Origin of the sequence: Enterobacter sp. EGD-HP1, assembly GCF_000733275.2 — a bacterium.
In the GTDB taxonomy this organism is placed as follows: Bacteria; Pseudomonadota; Gammaproteobacteria; order Enterobacterales; family Enterobacteriaceae; genus Enterobacter.
Genome location: NZ_AVOP01000010.1, coordinates 74,148 through 92,572, shown reverse-complemented (window position 1 = coordinate 92,572; position 18,425 = coordinate 74,148). Strand labels below are relative to the sequence as shown.

General features: G+C 55.5%; 15 protein-coding genes and 1 rRNA gene. 7 read left to right on the top strand and 9 right to left on the bottom strand.

The annotated features are described in order from the left end of the window. Positions 1-262, bottom strand: a 16S ribosomal RNA gene (locus tag N037_RS08720); the annotation flags it as partial. Positions 263-739: 477 nt separating this feature from the next. Here N037_RS08720 and N037_RS08715 point away from each other — a divergent pair. Together N037_RS08715 and mdtD are read left to right on the top strand one after the other, a co-directional pair. Next, entirely contained in the window at positions 740-1,447 is a 708-nt protein-coding gene (locus tag N037_RS08715) for a FadR/GntR family transcriptional regulator (RefSeq protein WP_023309775.1), read from the top strand. Then, complete coding sequence (gene mdtD, locus N037_RS08710; RefSeq protein WP_032640332.1) at positions 1,444-2,877, top strand: multidrug transporter subunit MdtD; 1,434 nt, start codon at positions 1,444-1,446, stop codon at positions 2,875-2,877. The genes N037_RS08715 and mdtD overlap by 4 nt, the downstream gene beginning before the upstream one ends. Here mdtD and rbsR read toward each other — a convergent pair. The 7 genes from rbsR to kup form a co-directional block, all read right to left on the bottom strand. Next, positions 2,843-3,835: a ribose operon transcriptional repressor RbsR gene (gene rbsR, locus N037_RS08705; RefSeq protein ID WP_072163920.1), complete on the bottom strand. Its 993-nt coding sequence runs from the start codon at positions 3,833-3,835 to the stop codon at positions 2,843-2,845. The genes mdtD and rbsR overlap by 35 nt on opposite strands. 3 nt (positions 3,836-3,838) lie before the next feature. Continuing rightward, positions 3,839-4,768, bottom strand: coding sequence for a ribokinase (rbsK, locus tag N037_RS08700; protein ID WP_023333910.1), 930 nt, complete (start codon positions 4,766-4,768; stop codon positions 3,839-3,841). Between the two features lie 107 nt (positions 4,769-4,875). Further along, positions 4,876-5,766: a ribose ABC transporter substrate-binding protein RbsB gene (gene rbsB, locus N037_RS08695; RefSeq protein WP_010426610.1), complete on the bottom strand. Its 891-nt coding sequence runs from the start codon at positions 5,764-5,766 to the stop codon at positions 4,876-4,878. A gap of 27 nt (positions 5,767-5,793) precedes the next feature. Beyond that, positions 5,794-6,759, bottom strand: a complete 966-nt coding sequence (rbsC, locus tag N037_RS08690; protein WP_006808742.1) for a ribose ABC transporter permease — start codon at positions 6,757-6,759, stop codon at positions 5,794-5,796. A 4-nt stretch (positions 6,760-6,763) separates the two neighbouring features. Continuing rightward, positions 6,764-8,269 (bottom strand): ribose ABC transporter ATP-binding protein RbsA, encoded by a 1,506-nt coding sequence (gene rbsA / locus N037_RS08685; protein ID WP_032640329.1) that lies wholly within the window; start codon positions 8,267-8,269, stop codon positions 6,764-6,766. Positions 8,270-8,276: 7 nt separating this feature from the next. After that, positions 8,277-8,696, bottom strand: coding sequence for a D-ribose pyranase (gene rbsD / locus N037_RS08680; RefSeq protein ID WP_003862392.1), 420 nt, complete (start codon positions 8,694-8,696; stop codon positions 8,277-8,279). A 226-nt stretch (positions 8,697-8,922) separates the two neighbouring features. Further along, positions 8,923-10,791, bottom strand: coding sequence for a low affinity potassium transporter Kup (kup, locus tag N037_RS08675; protein WP_014881875.1), 1,869 nt, complete (start codon positions 10,789-10,791; stop codon positions 8,923-8,925). A 222-nt stretch (positions 10,792-11,013) separates the two neighbouring features. On the opposite strand from kup, the gene ravA reads away from it, so the two are divergent. Beyond that, on the top strand, positions 11,014-12,510 hold the full coding sequence (ravA, locus tag N037_RS08670) for an ATPase RavA (protein WP_032640326.1): 1,497 nt from the start codon (positions 11,014-11,016) through the stop codon (positions 12,508-12,510). Then, the gene (gene viaA, locus N037_RS08665) at positions 12,504-13,955 is read left to right on the top strand and encodes an ATPase RavA stimulator ViaA (protein WP_023333914.1); all 1,452 of its coding nucleotides are present in this window, start codon (positions 12,504-12,506) and stop codon (positions 13,953-13,955) included. Before ravA ends, viaA begins: the two co-directional genes overlap by 7 nt. On the opposite strand, the gene asnA is transcribed toward viaA, so the two are convergent. After that, complete coding sequence (gene asnA, locus N037_RS08660; RefSeq protein ID WP_032640324.1) at positions 13,956-14,948, bottom strand: aspartate--ammonia ligase; 993 nt, start codon at positions 14,946-14,948, stop codon at positions 13,956-13,958. It lies immediately after the preceding gene. Positions 14,949-15,100: 152 nt separating this feature from the next. On the opposite strand from asnA, the gene asnC reads away from it, so the two are divergent. The 3 genes from asnC (at position 15,101) to mnmG (ending at position 18,363) form a co-directional block, all read left to right on the top strand. Further along, entirely contained in the window at positions 15,101-15,559 is a 459-nt protein-coding gene (gene asnC, locus N037_RS08655; RefSeq protein WP_023333916.1) for a transcriptional regulator AsnC, read from the top strand. 90 nt (positions 15,560-15,649) lie between these two features. Beyond that, positions 15,650-16,099: an FMN-binding protein MioC gene (gene mioC / locus N037_RS08650; protein WP_023333917.1), complete on the top strand. Its 450-nt coding sequence runs from the start codon at positions 15,650-15,652 to the stop codon at positions 16,097-16,099. Positions 16,100-16,473: 374 nt separating this feature from the next. Further along, a complete protein-coding gene (mnmG, locus tag N037_RS08645) occupies positions 16,474-18,363 on the top strand; it encodes a tRNA uridine-5-carboxymethylaminomethyl(34) synthesis enzyme MnmG (protein ID WP_032640322.1) in 1,890 nt (629 codons plus the stop codon). Positions 18,364-18,425: the final 62 nt, after the last annotated feature.

Genomic DNA, 18,425 nt, shown 5'->3' with positions numbered 1-18,425 from the left:
ATTACCCCACCTACTAGCTAATCCCATCTGGGCACATCTGATGGCAAGAGGCCCGAAGGTCCCCCTCTTTGGTCTTGCGACGTTATGCGGTATTAGCTACCGTTTCCAGTAGTTATCCCCCTCCATCAGGCAGTTTCCCAGACATTACTCACCCGTCCGCCGCTCGTCACCCAGGAGCAAGCTCCCTGTGTTACCGCTCGACTTGCATGTGTTAGGCCTGCCGCCAGCGTTCAATCTGAGCCATGATCAAACTCTTCAATTTAAGTTTGATGCTCGTGAATTAAACTTCGTAATGAATTACGTATGTTCACTCAGAGACTTGGTATTCATTTATTGTCCGAAGACATTAAGAATCCATGTCACTTTGAGTGCCCACACAGATTGTCTGATAAATTGTTAAAGAGCAGTGCCGCTTCGCTTTTCGCAGCGGCGCGGGGTGTGCATATTACGCTTTCCCGCTTCAGAGTCAAGCGTTTATTTTCGCTTTTCTCTGCTGGCGTTCATCTCTGAACCCCGCTAACCCGGCGGCCTGTAAGCCGTTGTTCCGTGTCAGTGGAGGCGCATTATAGGGAGTTATTCCGATGTGACAAGAGGAAATTTAAAAAAAGATTCTGTCCGCGTTTTTTTTCACCAATAGAGGTGAAATCAAGCTACAAATTGTTCTATTTGATGTATCTGCAACCACAATCACATTCGAGGTGGCATAATTATCAGCATGAATCTTTAAGGAATAAAAGCGATGCCATTAAGCGCACAACAGCTGGCCGCCCAAAAAAACCTGTCGTACGTGCTGGCAGAAAAGCTGGCTCAGCGGATTTTAGCGGGTAAATATGCCCCCGGTAGCATCCTGCCGGGTGAGATGGAGCTGGGTGAGCAGTTTGGGGTGAGCCGTACCGCCGTGCGCGAAGCGGTGAAAACCCTGACGGCAAAAGGTATGGTGCTTCCACGTCCTCGTATTGGCACACGCGTGATGCCCCAGAGTAACTGGAATTTTCTCGATCAGGAGCTGCTCTCCTGGTGGATGACGGAAGATAACTTTCATCAGGTCGTCGATCACTTCCTGGTGATGCGCAGCAGCCTTGAACCTCAGGCGTGTCTGCTTGCCGCCACGCTAGGAACAGCAGAACAGAAAGCACAGCTTAACGCGCTAATGGAAGAGATGGTGTTCCTGAAAAAGCACTTCAACCGCGAACGCTGGGTTGAGGTCGATATGGCCTGGCATGAACACATCTATATGATGAGCGCCAATCCGTTCCTCACCTCTTTTGCCTCTTTATTTCATTCGGTGTACCACACCTACTTTACCTCTATTACACAAAACGAAGTGGTAAAACTGGATTTGCATCAGGCGATAGTGGATGCCATTCAGGAAAGCGACGGGCAGCGAGCCCTGAGTGCGTGCCAGGCATTGCTGGCCGCGCCAACCCACCAGCAGGTAAATAAATGACAAAGAAAAAAGCGCGCAGCATGGCCGGATTGCCGTGGATTGCAGCCATGGCGTTTTTTATGCAGGCACTGGATGCCACCATCCTCAACACTGCGCTTCCCGCTATTGCACAAAGCCTTAATCGCTCCCCGCTGGCGATGCAGTCCGCCATCATCAGCTACACCCTGACGGTCGCAATGTTAATTCCGGTCAGCGGCTGGCTGGCCGACCGCTTTGGCACCCGCAAAATTTTCATGCTGGCCGTAACGCTCTTTACGCTCGGTTCGCTGGCCTGTGCGCTCTCCTCATCCTTAACAGAGCTGGTTATCTTCCGCGTATTACAGGGCATTGGCGGCGCGATGATGATGCCGGTGGCGCGCCTTGCCTTGCTGCGAGCCTACCCCAGGAGCGAACTGCTTCCCGTGCTCAACTTCGTCACCATGCCAGGCCTGGTCGGCCCGATTCTAGGCCCGGTACTCGGTGGCGTGTTTGTCACCTGGGCAAGCTGGCACTGGATCTTCCTGATTAATATTCCGATTGGCGTTGCGGGGCTGCTGTATGCCCGTAAATATATGCCGAACTTCACCACGCCAAGGCGCAGCTTCGACATGGGCGGCTTTTTCCTGTTTGGCCTGAGCCTGGTTCTGTTCTCCAGCGGGATGGAATTGTTCGGTGAGAAAATCGTGGCGACGTGGCTGGCCCTGTCCGTCATCCTCGCCGGGATTCTGCTGTTCCTTCTTTATATACGTCACGCGCGCCGTCACCCGACGCCGTTAATCTCCCTCAGGCTCTTTAACACCCGAACGTTTTCCGTAGGGATTGCGGGCAACATTGCTTCACGTCTGGGAACAGGCTGCGTACCGTTCCTGATGCCATTGATGCTGCAGGTGGGTTTCGGCTACCCGGCTCTGATTGCCGGCTGCATGATGGCGCCTACGGCGATGGGCTCGATTCTGGCAAAATCGACCGTGACGCAGGTACTACGCTGGTTTGGCTATCGTAAGACGCTGGTCGGCGTGACGGTCTTTATCGGCCTGATGATTGCGCAGTTCTCGCTGCAATCCGCGGCGTTACCCGTCTGGATGCTGATCCTGCCGCTGTTTGTGCTGGGGATGGCGATGTCAACGCAGTTCACGTCGATGAACACCATCACCCTTGCGGACCTGACCGACGAGAACGCCAGTAGCGGCAACAGCGTGCTGGCGGTAACGCAACAGCTGTCGATCAGTTTAGGGGTTGCCGTGAGTGCAGCAGTGCTGAGGTTTTATGAGGGTTTCGACAGCGCAAATACCGTTGAGCAGTTCCACTATACCTTTATAACCATGGGCGCACTTACCGTGGTATCGGCGCTGGTCTTTATGCTGTTAAAACCGAAAGACGGCCGAAACCTGATTAAAGAGCGTCACAAAGAGAAAGCTAAACCGAACCGCGTTCCATCAGAACAGGAGTAAGCTGCAGGCGTTGCTGCTGCAGCGTGGGCTGCGCCATACGGTGGATCAACACATCGATGGCCAGCTCGCCCAGTTCATCCTTCGGCTGATGAATAGTGGTCAGCGGCGGCGTCATGTAACGGGCAAGTTCGATATCATCGTAGCCAATCACCGCCATATCGTCCGGCACGCGTAGTCCCGCCTGGTACAACGCCTGATAGGCACCAAACGCCATTGCATCGTTACCAATAAAGACCGCCTGCGGGCGCTGCGCTTGTGTCAGCAGTTTCTGCATTGCCTCGAAGCCACCGTTAAATTCAAAGTCGCCGGTGATCCGGTAGCCATCAGGAATGGCGAGTCCTGCTCGTTCCATGGCGGAGAGATACCCTTCCAGACGCAAACGCGCCGGGGTTTTATCCAGCGGGCCGGTAATACAGGCGATGCGGGTATAGCCTTTATCAATCAGATGCTGAGTCGCCATATCACCGCCCAGCAGGGAGTTATCCTGAATGAGATCGCTGGTTCCATCGAACGGCGCCCAGTCCATCATCACTGTGGGAATCGAGGGATAGCGCTGGATGATCTCTTTCGAAGGCTGGTGCGTTTCGGTGCAGAGCAGGAGTAGCCCGTCGACGCGTTTTTGCATCAGCGTCTCCAGGTTACGATTCATACGCTGCTCGTCACCCTCGGTATTGCACAGCACCAGGCTGTAGCCACGCTCGAAGCAGCTGCGCTCCACGCCGCGAACCAGTTCTGAATAAAAGGGGTTGGTACTGGCGGTGATCAGCATACCGATGGTGCGCGTCTGGTTGAGCTTAAGGCTGCGCGCCAGCGCAGACGGCGCATAGTTGAGATCTTTTACCGCAGCTTCAACTTTCTCCCGAATCGCCTCGCTGACGAAGCGATCGTTGTTTATAACGTGAGAGACCGTCGAGGTAGAAACGCCCGCCATGCGGGCGACATCTTTCATTGTGGCCAAGCGTTACCCCTGCTGACTTAAGAATTCATCGATCTCTTTACGCCACGGAACGGAAGGCTGGGCCCCCTTGCGCGTCACCGCAATCGCGGCGGCAGCGTGGGCGAAGCGGATAGCGTCATCCATTCTTTTGCCTTCCAGCAGCGCGGTCACCAGTGCACCATTGAAGGTATCTCCCGCCGCGATGGTATCAATCGCTTTGACCTTAAAGCCCGGCACGCGACGGCCTTCGCCATTGACGCTTGCCCACACCCCACGACTCCCCAGGGTGATAATCACGGTGCCGATGCCTTTATCGTGCAGCGCACGCGCGGCTCGCGCGGCATCGTCATCATTTTCTACGCGAATTCCCGTCAGCTTTTCGGCTTCGGTTTCGTTCGGCGTAATGATGTCCACCAGCGCCAGCAGCTCGTCTGATAATACACGCGCTGGGGCCGGGTTAAGTACGACAGTGGTATGATTTTCATGCGCAATTTTGGCAGCGGCCAGCACGCTTTCAACCGGTGACTCCAGCTGCATCAGCAGGGCTTCCGCTCCGGCGATGATTCCACGCTGCGCTTCGACGCGCTCCGTCGTTAACGCGGCATTAGCCCCAGCATGAATACCGATGACATTCTCACCTTCCGCGTTGACGAAAATCAGCGCCACGCCGGTCGATTCCCCTGCAACCACGCTGACCGGTGCGATATCAATGTTGTCGCTCGCCAGCTGCTTGCGTACGCGCTCACCGGTATCGTCATCCCCCGTGCAGGCGATAAAGGCAATGTTCGCCCCGCTGCGACCGGCAGCGACAGCCTGGTTTGCGCCCTTACCGCCGAAGGCCACCTGGTACTGGTTACCCGTGACGGTTTCGCCCGGTGTAGGGAACGATTCAAGGTTAAGAATGTGATCGGCATTGATACTGCCAAGGACGACGAGGTTGCCTGCGGTTTTCATGGTTGGGTTGTCCATCTGAGAGCGCCACCGGTATTACCCGGTGGCGTATGCCACACTTTTCTTTATTGGTGTCCCTCAGGCAGCCAGCGACTGCCTGATTCGCCTTTTTACTGCTTGATGACCAGCTTCAGGTCAACCGGGTATTTGGCCTGAACTTTTTCGCCCTTCAGCACTTTGTCGGCAGTTTCAACGCCAGTGGCGCCAATCTGCTCAGGCAGCTGAGCGATGGTCGCAGCCAGTTTGCCATCGTTTACTGCTTTTTCACCATCCGGCGTGCCGTCAAATCCGACAACCATCACATCAGATTTACCTGCGGTCTGCAGAGCACGCAGCGCGCCGAGCGCCATTTCGTCGTTCTGTGCAAACACGGCCTGCACGTCAGGATGCGCGGTCAGCAGGTTCTGCATAACGTTCAAGCCTTTAGTACGGTCGAAGTCGGCCGGCTGGCTGGCCAGCACGTTGAATTTATGTGCAGCCACAGCCTGCTGGAAGCCTTCACCACGTTCACGGGCCGCGGAAGTCCCGGCAATCCCCTGCAGTTCGATAACTTTCGCGCCTTCACCGGCTTTCTTCGCGATGTAGTCACCGGCGATTTTACCGCCCAGCACGTTATCAGACGCAATATGGCTCACAACTTCGCCTTTGGTTGCCTGACGGTCCAGGGTGATTACCGGGATCTTCGCCTGGTTTGCCATCTTCACGGCGTTGCCTACGGCATCAGAATCGGTTGGGTTGATCAGCAGAATTTTGGTGCCGCGAACGGTTAAGTCCTGAACGTTAGCCAGCTCTTTCGCCGGGTTGTTCTGTGAATCCAGAACCACCAGGTTGTAGCCCAGCTTGTCCGCTTCTTTCTGCGCGCCATCCTTCAGAGAGACGAAGAACGGGTTGTTCAGGGTAGAGACAACCAGCGCGATGGTGTCTTTCGCCATGGCGTTAGCACTTACGGTTGCGCTCAGCGCGACAGCGGAAACCAGGGTAGCCAGTTTTTTCATGTTCATATCTAAGATGTCCTGTAGTGTCGTCAGTTACTGTTTTTTGTTGTCTACCAGTACCGCCAGCAAAATCACCACTGCCTTAACGATCATCTGGTAATAGGAGGAAACACCTAACAAATTCAAACCATTATTCAGGAAACCGAGGATAAGTGCGCCGATCAATGTCCCAACAATGCGACCTTTACCGCCCGCAAGACTCGTACCGCCCAGAACCACTGCCGCGATAGCATCCAGCTCATACCCCGTACCCGCCGTCGGCTGCGCGGAGGAGAGGCGCGCCACTTCGATGATACCTGCCAGTGACGCCAGCAGACCGCACAGGGAGTAAACGATAATTTTGACTTTATTAACGCTGATACCGGACAGGCGCGTTGCCGCTTCGTTACCGCCCAGCGCATAGATATAACGGCCCAGACGGGTGTGGTGCAGCATGTACCACGCCGCCAGGAAGACGATAGCCATGATCCAGACCGGGGTCGGAACACCCAGCGGGCGCCCGATACCGAACCAGCCAAACAGATCCGCGTTATCGGTAAAGCCCGTATTGACCGGGCTGCCGTTGGTGTACACCATGGTCACACCGCGCAGCAGCAGCATCATCACCAGCGTGGCGATGAACGCCTGAACGCGGCCTTTTGCCACAATCACGCCGGTTACGGCACCAATCGCCGCGCCTGCTGCCAGGGCAGCGGCCACGGCTACAAGGGCGTTGACTTCAATGCCGACAATCGAAGCGGCGATCGCACCGGTGAGCGCCAGCAGGGAACCGACGGACAGATCGATACCTGAGGTCAAAATCACCAGCGTCATGCCGACCGCCATAATGGCGTTCACCGATGTTTGCTGCAGAATGTTGAACAGGTTATTAACGGTGAAAAAGTTCGGGCTCATGGTCGACACAATCGCAATCAGCACCAGCAGGGCAATCAGCGATTTTTGTTCCATCAGCCATGCCTTTGTGAAATAGCGGCGACCAGAAACAGCCTGGGTAGTCATCTTCTTACTCCTGATTCACGCGATTAAGCTTGCCCACAGCGGCAGCCATCAGAACTTCCTGGGTGGCCTGCTCGCGAGTGAATTCACCGCCGAGATGCCCTTCATGCATGACGATAATGCGATCGCTCATGCCTAATACTTCTGGCATCTCGGAAGAGACCAGAATGATGCTCAGACCGTCGGCCTTGAACTGGTTAATCAGCTGATAGATCTCTTTCTTCGCGCCCACGTCTACGCCGCGGGTTGGCTCGTCGAGGATCAACACTTTCGGGCGCGTCATCAGCCCGCGCGCAATGGCCACTTTCTGCTGATTACCACCGGACAACAGGCCAATAGCCTGCTCCATCGACGGGGTTTTGACGTTAAAGAGGCGGATAAAATCGCTCACCGCCTGCTGCTCATCTTTATGCTTCAGGCTTCCGCCGCTATGGCTGAAATAGCGCAGCGCGGTCAGGGACATGTTCTCTTTTACCGACATCCCCAGCACCAGGCCGTCGCGTTTGCGGTCTTCAGAGATATAGACGATGCCGTTCGCCAGACCATCCTGCGGAGAACGGGTGACCACTTCATGACCGTCGAGGGTGACATAACCGCTGGTGCGCGGCAGTGCGCCGTACAACACTTTCATCAGCTCGGTACGTCCGGCCCCCATCAGGCCCGCCACGCCCAGGATCTCGCCCTGGCGCAGGGTAAAGGTCACGTCGTTCACGCCCGGACCGCAGAGGTTGTCCACCTTCAGGCGGATCTCACCCGGCGCTTTCTCCAGATGCGGATACTGATCTTCGAGCTTACGTCCCACCATCATTTCGATGAGCGTATCTTCGGTCAGCGTAGCGACTTCGCGCTCGGCAATAAACTGCCCGTCGCGGAAGACGGTGACGTCATCGCAGATTTCGAAGATCTCTTTCATGCGGTGAGAGATATAGACAATCCCGCGCCCCTGCGACTTCAGCTCGCGGATCACGCGGAACAGGGATTCAGTTTCGGTGTCGGTCAGGGCGTCGGTGGGTTCATCCATAATGATGACCTTCGACTCAAAGCTCAGCACCTTGGCGATCTCCACCATCTGCTGATCGCCAATGGAGAGATCGCCCACCAGGCGGTCGCTCTTAAAGCGCAGGTTCAGCTTCGCCAGCAGCTTGTCCGCTTCGGCGTACATGGTTTTCCAGTCGATTTTGCCGAACCGGTTAACAAACTCGCGGCCGAGGAAGATGTTTTCCGCAATGGTGAGCTGCGGGATCAGGTTCAGCTCCTGGTGAATAATACCGATACCCGCTTCCTGAGAGGATTTCGGGCCATTGAAGGTGGTCTCTTTACCCAACCATAAGAGCGAACCGGCATCGCGTTGATAGATACCCGTCAGCACTTTCATCATGGTGGATTTGCCGGCACCGTTTTCGCCCACCAGCGCCATCACGCGCCCGGGGTAGACGTTCAGCGCCGCACCGGAGAGGGCTTTTACGCCCGGGAACGACTTATCGATCCCTTTGAGTTGCAGTAATGCGTCCATGATGGCCTCAGAAGGTGACGCCAGCACAGAGAATGATATTCGCATACGGGGAACACTCCCCGCTGCGAATCACCGCCTGACTGTCTGCGGTTTGTTGTTTGAACTGCTCGTGCGTTGTGTAACGAATTTCTATGGTGTTTCCCTGGTGTTGTTGCAGTTGCTCAATGTGGCTGAGCAACGTTTCGTGGAGTTGCGGATTATGTTGTTTGATTTCCGCCGCGAGAATGGCCGCCTCAACCTGCATCTCCGCCGTCACGACTTCCAGTACCTGCATAAACGAAGGAACACCCTGCGTTAACGCCATATCAATACGGGTTGTGCTGCGCGGAACCGGTAAGCCTGCATCGCAAACCACCAGCGTATCGGTATGCCCAAGACGGGAAATAACCGATGAGATTTCTGAGTTGAGTACAGTGCCTTTCTTCATTTTCTTGCTCCACTAGCGAAACGTTTCGCTAAAAGTAGTGTAGCGCCAGAAATGTTCAGAAAACCATCATGACGTAACGGAATTGTGATCGCCGTCGAAACGTTTCGCTAAGTGAAATGGAGTGGAGGTAAATGCAAAACGGTAACCCTCAGGTTACCGTTTTTTATGTTTGCGCCCTCTCCCACAGGGAGAGGGTTGGGGTGAGGGCATCAGGCCGCACGAAGACTTAAATCTCGACCTGCGTTCCCAGCTCAATCACGCGGTTAGGCGGGATCTCAAACTGGTCAGGCGCGCGCAGGGCGTTACGCTGCAGGATGAGGTAAAGCTTGCCACGCAGGCGCAGATACCACGGGCGCTTGCCGATGATCAGCGACTCGTGCGACATAAAGAACGACGTCTCCATCATCCGGCAGCTCAGCCCTTCCAGGCCGCAGCGGTGGAATACCTCTTCCACGTTAGGCGTTTCACGCCAGCCGTAGCTCGCCACCACGCGCCAGAAGGTCGGCGACAGCTGCTCGATTTGGACGCGACGGACGTTGTGCACATACGGCGCATCTTCGGTGCGCAGCGTCAGCAGGATCACGCGCTCGTGCAGCACTTTGTTGTGCTTGAGGTTATGCATCAGCGCGAACGGAATAACATTCAGCGCGCGAGACATATATACCGCGGTACCCGGCACGCGAACCGGCGGGGATTTCTCCAGAGAGGCGATCATCGCCTCCAGAGAATTCCCGTGCTCATGCATACGACGCAGCAGGCGGAAGCGCTCGCTTTTCCAGGTGGTCATGACAATGAACATCACCAGACCCAGCGTCAGCGGCAGCCAGCCACCGGAGACAATTTTATCGAGGTTCGCAGAGAACAGCGGCACGTCGATGCACAGGAAGCCTACCAGAATCATCGCCACGAGGAATTTATTCCAGTGCCAGTTTCGGTACGCCACCGTGGTGGAGAGAAGCGATGTCAGTACCATCGTACCGGTTACCGCAATACCGTACGCCGCCGCCAGGTTACTGGAGTGCTCGAAGCTGACGATAACAATGACAACAGCGAAATAGAGCAGCCAGTTAACGAACGGGATGTAGATCTGACCCGACTCCATCTCTGAGGTATGGATGATGCGCATCGGTGACAGATAGCCCAGACGCACGGCCTGGCGCGTCAGAGAAAACACGCCGGAAATCACCGCCTGGGAGGCAATGACGGTCGCCAGCGTCGCCAGGATCAGCATCGGCACCAGCGCCCAGTCAGGCGCCAGCAGGAAGAACGGGTTCTTGATCGCTTCCGGGTTTTTAAGCAGCAGCGCTCCCTGACCGAAGTAGTTCAGCACCAGCGAGGGGAGCACCACAATAAACCATGCCACGCGGATAGGCAGTTTCCCGAAGTGGCCCATGTCAGCATACAGCGCTTCCACACCGGTGATGGAGAGCACAACGGCCCCCAGCGCCACAAAGGACACCACTTTGTATTCAAGGAAGAAATGCACGGCCCAGTAAGGGTTCAGCGCATGCAGCACTTCCGGGTTCGCGATAATGCTGCGCAAGCCAAGCGCCGCCAGGATCAGGAACCAGGCCAGCATAATCGGTGCAAACAGTTTACCCACCAGCCCGGTGCCGTGCTTTTGAATAGCGAAAAGCAGCGTCAGGACAATGATAGCGAGCGGAACCACCCACGTATCCAGCTGTGGCGCGATAATCTCCAGCCCCTCTATTGCCGACAGCACCGAGATAGCTGGCGTTATCACCACTTCCCCGTAGAAGAAACTGCCGCCAATCAGGCCGATAATGACCAGCACTGAGGTCATTCTGGCCGAGGTATTACGCCCGGCAAGGGACATCAGGGTCAGGATACCGCCTTCGCCCGCGTTATCAGCGCGCATAACGAAGGAGAGATATTTAACGGAAACCACCAGGATCAGCAGCCAGAAAATGAGGGACAGGAAGCCAAACACGGCATCGCGTTCAACACCAAAGCCAAACTGGCCGGACAGACATTCACGAAGCGTATAAAGCGGGCTGGTGCCGATATCACCGTAGACAACCCCGATCGCCGCAAGCGTTATTGCGGGTAATGATTGCTTATTATCAGTGCTCATAGACTAGTCTTTTCGTTTAAATAACAAATGTGTTCCCGGTCCCTTGGCCCACAAAAAGCGCACAGTATGCACGATTCATTGCAAAATCGTACCCCTAAATGCAACCGCATTAATGTAGCGCAAAGAAAATTGCGCCGCACTTCAGTCTATTACCAGCCCTGACTGAAACGTCTATACTCGCTTCAATTGGCCGCCACGACGGCGAAAGGATGCAAAACTATTATGGCTCACTCACATTTATTAGCAGAAAGAATTTCCCGCCTCAGCAGCGCGCTGGAGAAAGGCCTTTTCGAGCGTAGCCACGCCATCCGCCTCTGTTTACTGGCGGCGTTGAGCGGTGAGAGCGTGTTTTTGCTGGGACCGCCGGGCATTGCCAAAAGCCTGATTGCCCGCAGGCTAAAATTTGCTTTTCAGAACGCCCGCGCCTTCGAATATCTCATGACCCGGTTTTCCACCCCAGAAGAAGTTTTTGGCCCGCTCTCCATTCAGGCATTGAAAGATGAGGGGCGCTATCAGCGTCTTACAGAAGGGTATCTTCCGGAGGCTGAGATTGTTTTTCTCGATGAGATCTGGAAAGCGGGACCGGCTATTCTGAACACCCTGCTCACGGCGATAAACGAACGTCGGTTCCGTAACGGTGCCAGTGAAGAGAAAATCCCGATGCGCCTGCTGGTGGCCGCCTCTAACGAACTGCCTGAAGCCGACAGCAGTCTGGAAGCGCTGTATGACCGTATGCTGATCCGCCTGTGGCTGGACAAAGTGCAGGATAAGGCCAACTTCCGCTCCATGCTGGTCAGCCAGCAGGATGAAAGTGAAAACCCGGTATCCGCTTCGCTGCAGGTGACGGATGAGGAGTATCACCAGTGGCAGCAGGATATTGGCAAAATCAAGCTGCCGGACGCGGTCTTCGAGCTGATCTATCTGCTGCGTCAACAGCTTGATCTCCTCCCTTCTGCGCCCTATGTCTCCGATCGCCGCTGGAAAAAAGCGATCCGCCTGCTGCAGGCCAGCGCCCTGTTCAGCGGACGTGATGCCGTTGCGCCAATCGACCTGATCCTGCTCAAAGACTGCCTCTGGCACGATGCAGAAGGCATGAACCTGATGCAGCAGCAGCTTGACGTTTTGATGACCGGACACGCCTGGGGGCAGCAGGCAATGCTCAACCAGCTAGGGGCGATTGCCCAGCGGCGCATCCAGCTTCAGCAGCAGCAAAGTGATAAAACTGCGCTGAAAGTGAACCGCCTGGGAGGAATGTTCGCCCGCAAACCGCACTATGAATTACCCGCCGAGCTGACCAGCCCGACGCTGACGCTGCTGCTCCAGCAGCCACTCAAACTTCATGACATGCAGGTGGTCCACATTACGATTGAGCGCGAGGCGCTGGCGCAGTGGCTGGATAAGGGCGGTGAGATCCGTGGAAAACTCAACGGCATTGGTTTCGCGCAGCCGCTGACGATGGAAGTGGACAGCAGCCAGCATCTGGTGCTCCGCGACGTCAGCCTGCAGGGATCGCGTCTTGCTCTGCCGGGAACCGCTTCCGATAGCGTTCCGGAAGAGATTAAGCAGCAGCTGGAAGCGCTGGATACCGAATGGCATCAGCAGCACACCCGCTTTAGCGAGCAGCAAAAATGCCTCTTTATTCATAGCGACTGGTTAGGTCGCATCGAAGCCAGCCTGCAGGACGTCAGCGCGCAGATCAAACAGGCGCGTCAATGCTAACGCTGGATACGCTTAACGTCATGTTGGCCGTCAGCGAAGAAGGGTTGATCGAAGAGGTGGTCATTACCCTTCTGGCTTCGCCTCAGCTGGCAGCGTTCTTTGAAAAATTCCCGAAGCTTAAAAAAGCGATGACGGACGATCTGCCGCGCTGGCGGGAAACCCTTCGCCAGCGGTTCAAGGAAACCGAGGTTCCCCCAGAGTTAACGGAAGAAGTAGCTTGCTACCAGCAGTGCCAACGGCTGTCGACACCGCAGTTTATCGTCCAGCTACCGCAAACCCTTACGCTGCTTGATAAAGTCCACTCTCCTTTTGCCAGCCAGGCGCGGGCGCTGGTCACGGATAACGCCACGTTTACCCCGGCGCTGCATACCCTGTTTTTACAGCGCTGGCGGCTGAGCCTGGTCGTTCAGGCCACAACCCTTAACCAGCAGCTGCTGGATGAAGAGCGCGAACAGCTGCTTAGCGAAGTTCAGGAACGGATGACGCTCAGCGGCCAGCTTGAAGAGGTGCTGGTAGAAAATGAAAACGCCGCAGGACGTCTCTGGGATATGAGCGCTGGTCAGTTGAAGCGCGGTGACTACCAGCTGATCGTCAAGTACGGCGACTTTCTAACGCAACAGCCCGAGCTAATGAAGCTTGCAGAACAGCTGGGGCGCTCAAGGGAGGCAAAGTCGGTCCCAAAGAAAGATGCCCCGATGGAAACCTTCCGCACCCTGGTGCGCGAACCGGCCACCGTGCCCGAGCAGGTGGATGGATTGCAGCAAAGCGACGACATCTTACGACTGCTGCCGACCGAGCTAAGCACGCTGGGGATGACCGAACTGGAATATGAGTTCTATCGTCGGCTGGTGGAAAAGCAGCTCCTCACCTACCGGCTGCATGGCGAATCCTGGCGCGAGAAGCTTAGCCAGCGGCCGGTCATTCATCAGGATTTTGATGAACAGCCGCGCGGGCCATTCATTGTTTGCGTGGATACATCCGGATCGATGGGCGGGTTTAACGAGCAGTGTGCGAAGGCGTTCTGTCTGGCACTGATGCGCGTGGCGCTCGCCGATCGGCGCCGCTGCTTCATCATGCTCTTCTCCAGCGAGGTGGTGGGCTATGAATTGACGAACCAGCAGGGTATCGAGCAGGCGATCCGCTTTTTGAGCCAGCGTTTTCGCGGCGGCACGGATCTGGCCAGCTGCTTTCGCAGCATTGTAGAGCGTATGCAGGGCGGCGACTGGTACGACGCTGACGCGGTGGTGATTTCCGATTTTATTGCCCAGCGGCTGCCGGATGACGTGGTGAATAAAGTGAAGGAGTTACAGCGGGTGCATCAGCACCGTTTTCATGCGGTAGCGATGTCCGCCCATGGAAAGCCCGGCATCATGCGCATCTTCGATCATATCTGGCGCTTTGATACCGGGTTGCGTAGCCGCCTGCTCAGACGCTGGCGGCGTTAATTACAGAAGAGAACCGACGCTTTCACGCACCTGCTGCGGCCAGACGCCACACTGAACCTGGCCGATATGGGGTAATTGCAGCAGCAGCATGGTCAGACGGGACTGCCCGATACCGCCGCCGATGGTCTGTGGCATTTCACCGCGCAGCAGCGCCTGGTGCCACTCGAGTTTGAGACGATCTTCATCACCGGTGACCGCCAGCTGGCGCTTCAGCGCATCAGCATCCACGCGGATCCCCATAGAAGAAAGCTCGAATGCGTCTTCCAGTACCGGGTTCCACACCAGAATATCGCCGTTCAGCCCGGCAAATTCACCCTCACTCACCGTGCTCCAGTCATCGTAATCCGGCGCGCGAACGTCGTGACGTTTGCCATCAGTTAGTTTGCCGCCGATACCCATCAGGAAGACCGCGCCCAGCTCTTTGGCGATCGCACGCTCACGGCCTTTGGCATCCAGATCCGGGTAGCGGCTCAGCAGTTCCTGGCTGTGTACAAAGTGGATCGTATCCGGCAGGAACGGTGCCAGACCAAACTCTTTGCTTACGGCTGCTTCGGTCGCTTTAATCCCGGCGTAGATCGCCTCAACGGTAGACTTCAGCGTGCCGACGTGACGCTCACCGTCACCCATTACGCGCTCCCAGTCCCACTGGTCAACGTAAACGGAATGAATCGGAGAAAGGCGATCTTCATCGGGGCGAAGGGCTTTCATATGCGTGTAGAGCCCTTCACCCGCGCTGAAGTCGTGTTGTCCCAGGGTTTGACGCTTCCACTTCGCCAGTGAATGAACCACTTCGAACTGAGCGTCGGGCAGTGTTTTCACTTTCACCTGTACCGCTTTTTCGCATCCAGACAAGTTATCCTGGGTCCCGTCACCCACGCGGCTCAGAATCGGCGCCTGGACTTCAATTAGCCCAAGCTTATCTTCCAGCTGGCGGGAAAAATGGGATTTAACGAAACTGATCTGGCGTTGTTTTGCGATGTAAGCGGTTTTCATTTTTTTATACTCCTGCGTCCTGTTGATATTGATTAAGCAACAGAAACGGCATCGGATTCAATAACCCATCAACAAAAAGCCACCTTCACTTTTGATTCAATAAAATTAAACGCTAGAATAGAGTGATTCATTAATCTTCATAAGAAAAAGCTATGGAAAATTATCAGATCGACAATCTCGACCGCGGCATCCTGGAGGCGTTAATGGCCAATGCCCGTACCGCCTATGCCGAACTGGCGAAACAGTTTGGCGTTAGCCCGGGAACCATTCACGTTCGCGTAGAGAAGATGAAACAGGCGGGGATCATTACCGGCGCACGCATAGACGTCAGCCCTAAACATCTGGGTTATGACGTCTGCTGCTTCATCGGCATCATTCTTAAAAGCGCCAAAGACTATCCTTCCGCCCTGGCGAAGCTGAACGCGCTGGATGAGGTCACCGAGGCGTATTACACCACCGGGCACTACAGCATCTTTATTAAGGTCATGTGCCGATCCATTGACGCCCTCCAGCAGGTACTTATCAACAAGATCCAAACAATCGATGAAATTCAGTCCACCGAGACATTGATCTCCCTGCAAAACCCGATCATGCGTACCATCCGCCCGTGATCGGGCAAATTCATTCCCACATTTTCCACAGGTAGATCCCAGCTCGTTCACAGCGTACAATGGCCGTCTCTTTATCTGGGCGAGCGATCAATGGCGGACATTACCCTTATCAGCGGCAGCACCCTTGGTGGTGCGGAATACGTAGCGGAACACCTGGCTGAAAAGCTGGAAGATGCGGGCTTTTCCACACAAACCCTGCACGGCCCGTTGCTTGAAGATCTCCCGGCTGACGGGGTCTGGCTGCTGATCACCTCCACGCACGGCGCGGGCGATCTGCCGGATAACCTGCAACCTTTATATGACGAACTGCTGGAACAACAGCCCGACCTGTCAAACGTCCGTTTTGGCGCAGTGGGGATCGGCAGTCGCGAATATGACACTTTTTGCGGGGCAATAGAGAAAGTTGAAGCCGCCGTAACCTCCTGCGGAGCAAAACAGCTGGGTGAAACGCTCAAGATCAACATCCTCGATCATGACATTCCGGAGGATCCAGCCGAGATCTGGCTCGCGGAATGGAAAAATTTACTCAAAAACGATTAAAGATCGCGCGAACAGATGTGGATAACTCTGGTTAAAAGCTCGTATTAACCCGTAGTTATCCAAAGAACAACTCTTGTATCGTTTTTGACCTGTGCATAAAGTCGCGATCTGATCCCAGCTTATACTGTTCAGGATCACCGATCATTCACAGCAAACGATCCTTTCTAACTGCATGATCTTCTTTATGAGATCGGACTTATCCACACATGTCCGCGATCCTAATAAGAGATCACAATAGAACAGATCTCTAAATAAAAAGATCTTCTTTTTAATAGCCCAGGATCCCAATGCTTTCTCGAAAGACTAAAGTTGAGTAGAATCCACGGCCCGGGCTTCAATCCATTTTCTTACCGCTTTACGCGAGGCAGACCACCATGTTTTATCAGGATCCTTTTGACGTCATCATCATTGGCGGGGGTCACGCAGGCACTGAGGCCGCAATGGCCGCAGCGCGAATGGGTCAGCAGACCCTGCTTTTGACACACAATATCGACACGCTGGGACAGATGTCCTGTAATCCGGCGATTGGCGGCATTGGGAAAGGACACCTGGTAAAAGAAGTGGATGCACTTGGCGGCCTGATGGCGAAAGCGATCGATCAGGCTGGCATCCAGTTTAGGATACTAAACGCGAGCAAGGGACCGGCTGTTCGGGCGACCCGTGCACAGGCAGACCGCGTGCTTTACCGTCAGGCGGTGCGTACCGCGCTGGAGAACCAGCCGAACCTGATGATCTTCCAGCAGGCGGTTGAAGATCTTATCGTTGAGAACGATCGCGTTGTAGGTGCCGTGACCCAGATGGGCCTCAAATTCCGCGCCAAAGCCGTGGTGTTGACCGTGGGGACATTCCTGGACGGTAAAATTCATATCGGCCTGGATAACTACAGCGGTGGCCGTGCCGGCGATCCGCCGTCTATTCCTCTGTCCCGTCGTCTGCGTGAACTGCCGCTGCGCGTCAGCCGCCTGAAAACCGGCACGCCGCCGCGTATTGATGCGCGCACCATTGATTTCAGCGTGCTGGCGCAACAGCACGGTGATAACCCAATGCCGGTCTTCTCGTTCATGGGCAATGCAGCGCAACATCCGCAGCAGGTGCCGTGCTACATCACGCATACCAACGAGAAAACCCATAACGTGATCCGCAATAACCTCGATCGCAGCCCCATGTATGCTGGCGTGATCGAAGGGATCGGCCCGCGCTACTGTCCGTCGATCGAAGACAAAGTGATGCGCTTTGCCGATCGTAACCAGCACCAGATCTTCCTGGAGCCGGAGGGGCTGACCTCAAACGAAATTTATCCGAACGGCATCTCCACCAGCCTGCCGTTCGATGTGCAGATGCAAATTGTTCGTTCAATGCAGGGGATGGAGAATGCGAAAATCGTTCGCCCTGGCTACGCTATTGAGTACGATTTCTTCGATCCGCGTGACCTGAAGCCAACCCTGGAAAGCAAATTCATCCACGGTCTGTTCTTCGCGGGGCAGATTAACGGCACCACAGGCTACGAAGAAGCGGCTGCACAGGGTCTGCTTGCCGGTCTGAACGCCGCGCGTTTCTCTGCTGAGAAAGAGGGCTGGGCGCCAGGCCGTTCTCAGGCTTATCTGGGCGTGCTGGTTGACGATCTCTGCACGCTGGGAACCAAAGAACCGTACCGTATGTTTACCTCTCGCGCGGAATATCGCCTGATGCTGCGCGAAGATAACGCCGACCTGCGTCTGACCGAAATGGGCCGCGAGCTGGGTCTGGTCGATGACGAGCGCTGGGCGCGCTTTAACGAGAAGCTGGAGCGCATTGAACAGGAACGTCAGCGCCTGAAAACCACCTGGGTCAATCCGCAGGCGGAAACCGCTGCCGAAGTAAACGCTCACTTAACCGCGCCGCTGTCGCGCGAAGCCAGCGGGGAAGATCTGCTGCGCCGTCCTGAAGTCACCTACGAGAACCTGGTCAAACTGACCGCGTTCGCGCCGGGCCTGGAAGACGCTGAAGCGGCAGAGCAGGTTGAGATCCAGGTGAAGTACGAAGGTTACATCGCGCGTCAGCAGGATGAGATCGAAAAGCAGCAGCGTAACGAAAACACGCTGCTGCCGGAAATGCTGGACTACCGCCAGGTGACGGGCCTTTCCAACGAAGTGATCGCCAAGCTGAACGATCACAAACCGGTGTCGATCGGCCAGGCATCACGCATCTCGGGGGTGACCCCTGCGGCGATTTCGATCCTGCTGGTCTGGCTGAAAAAGCAAGGTATGTTGCGCCGCAGCGCGTAATTGACATTGCTTTTGGCGGGTGGCGCTTCGCTTACCCGCCCTACTTATTCGTAGGCCCGGTA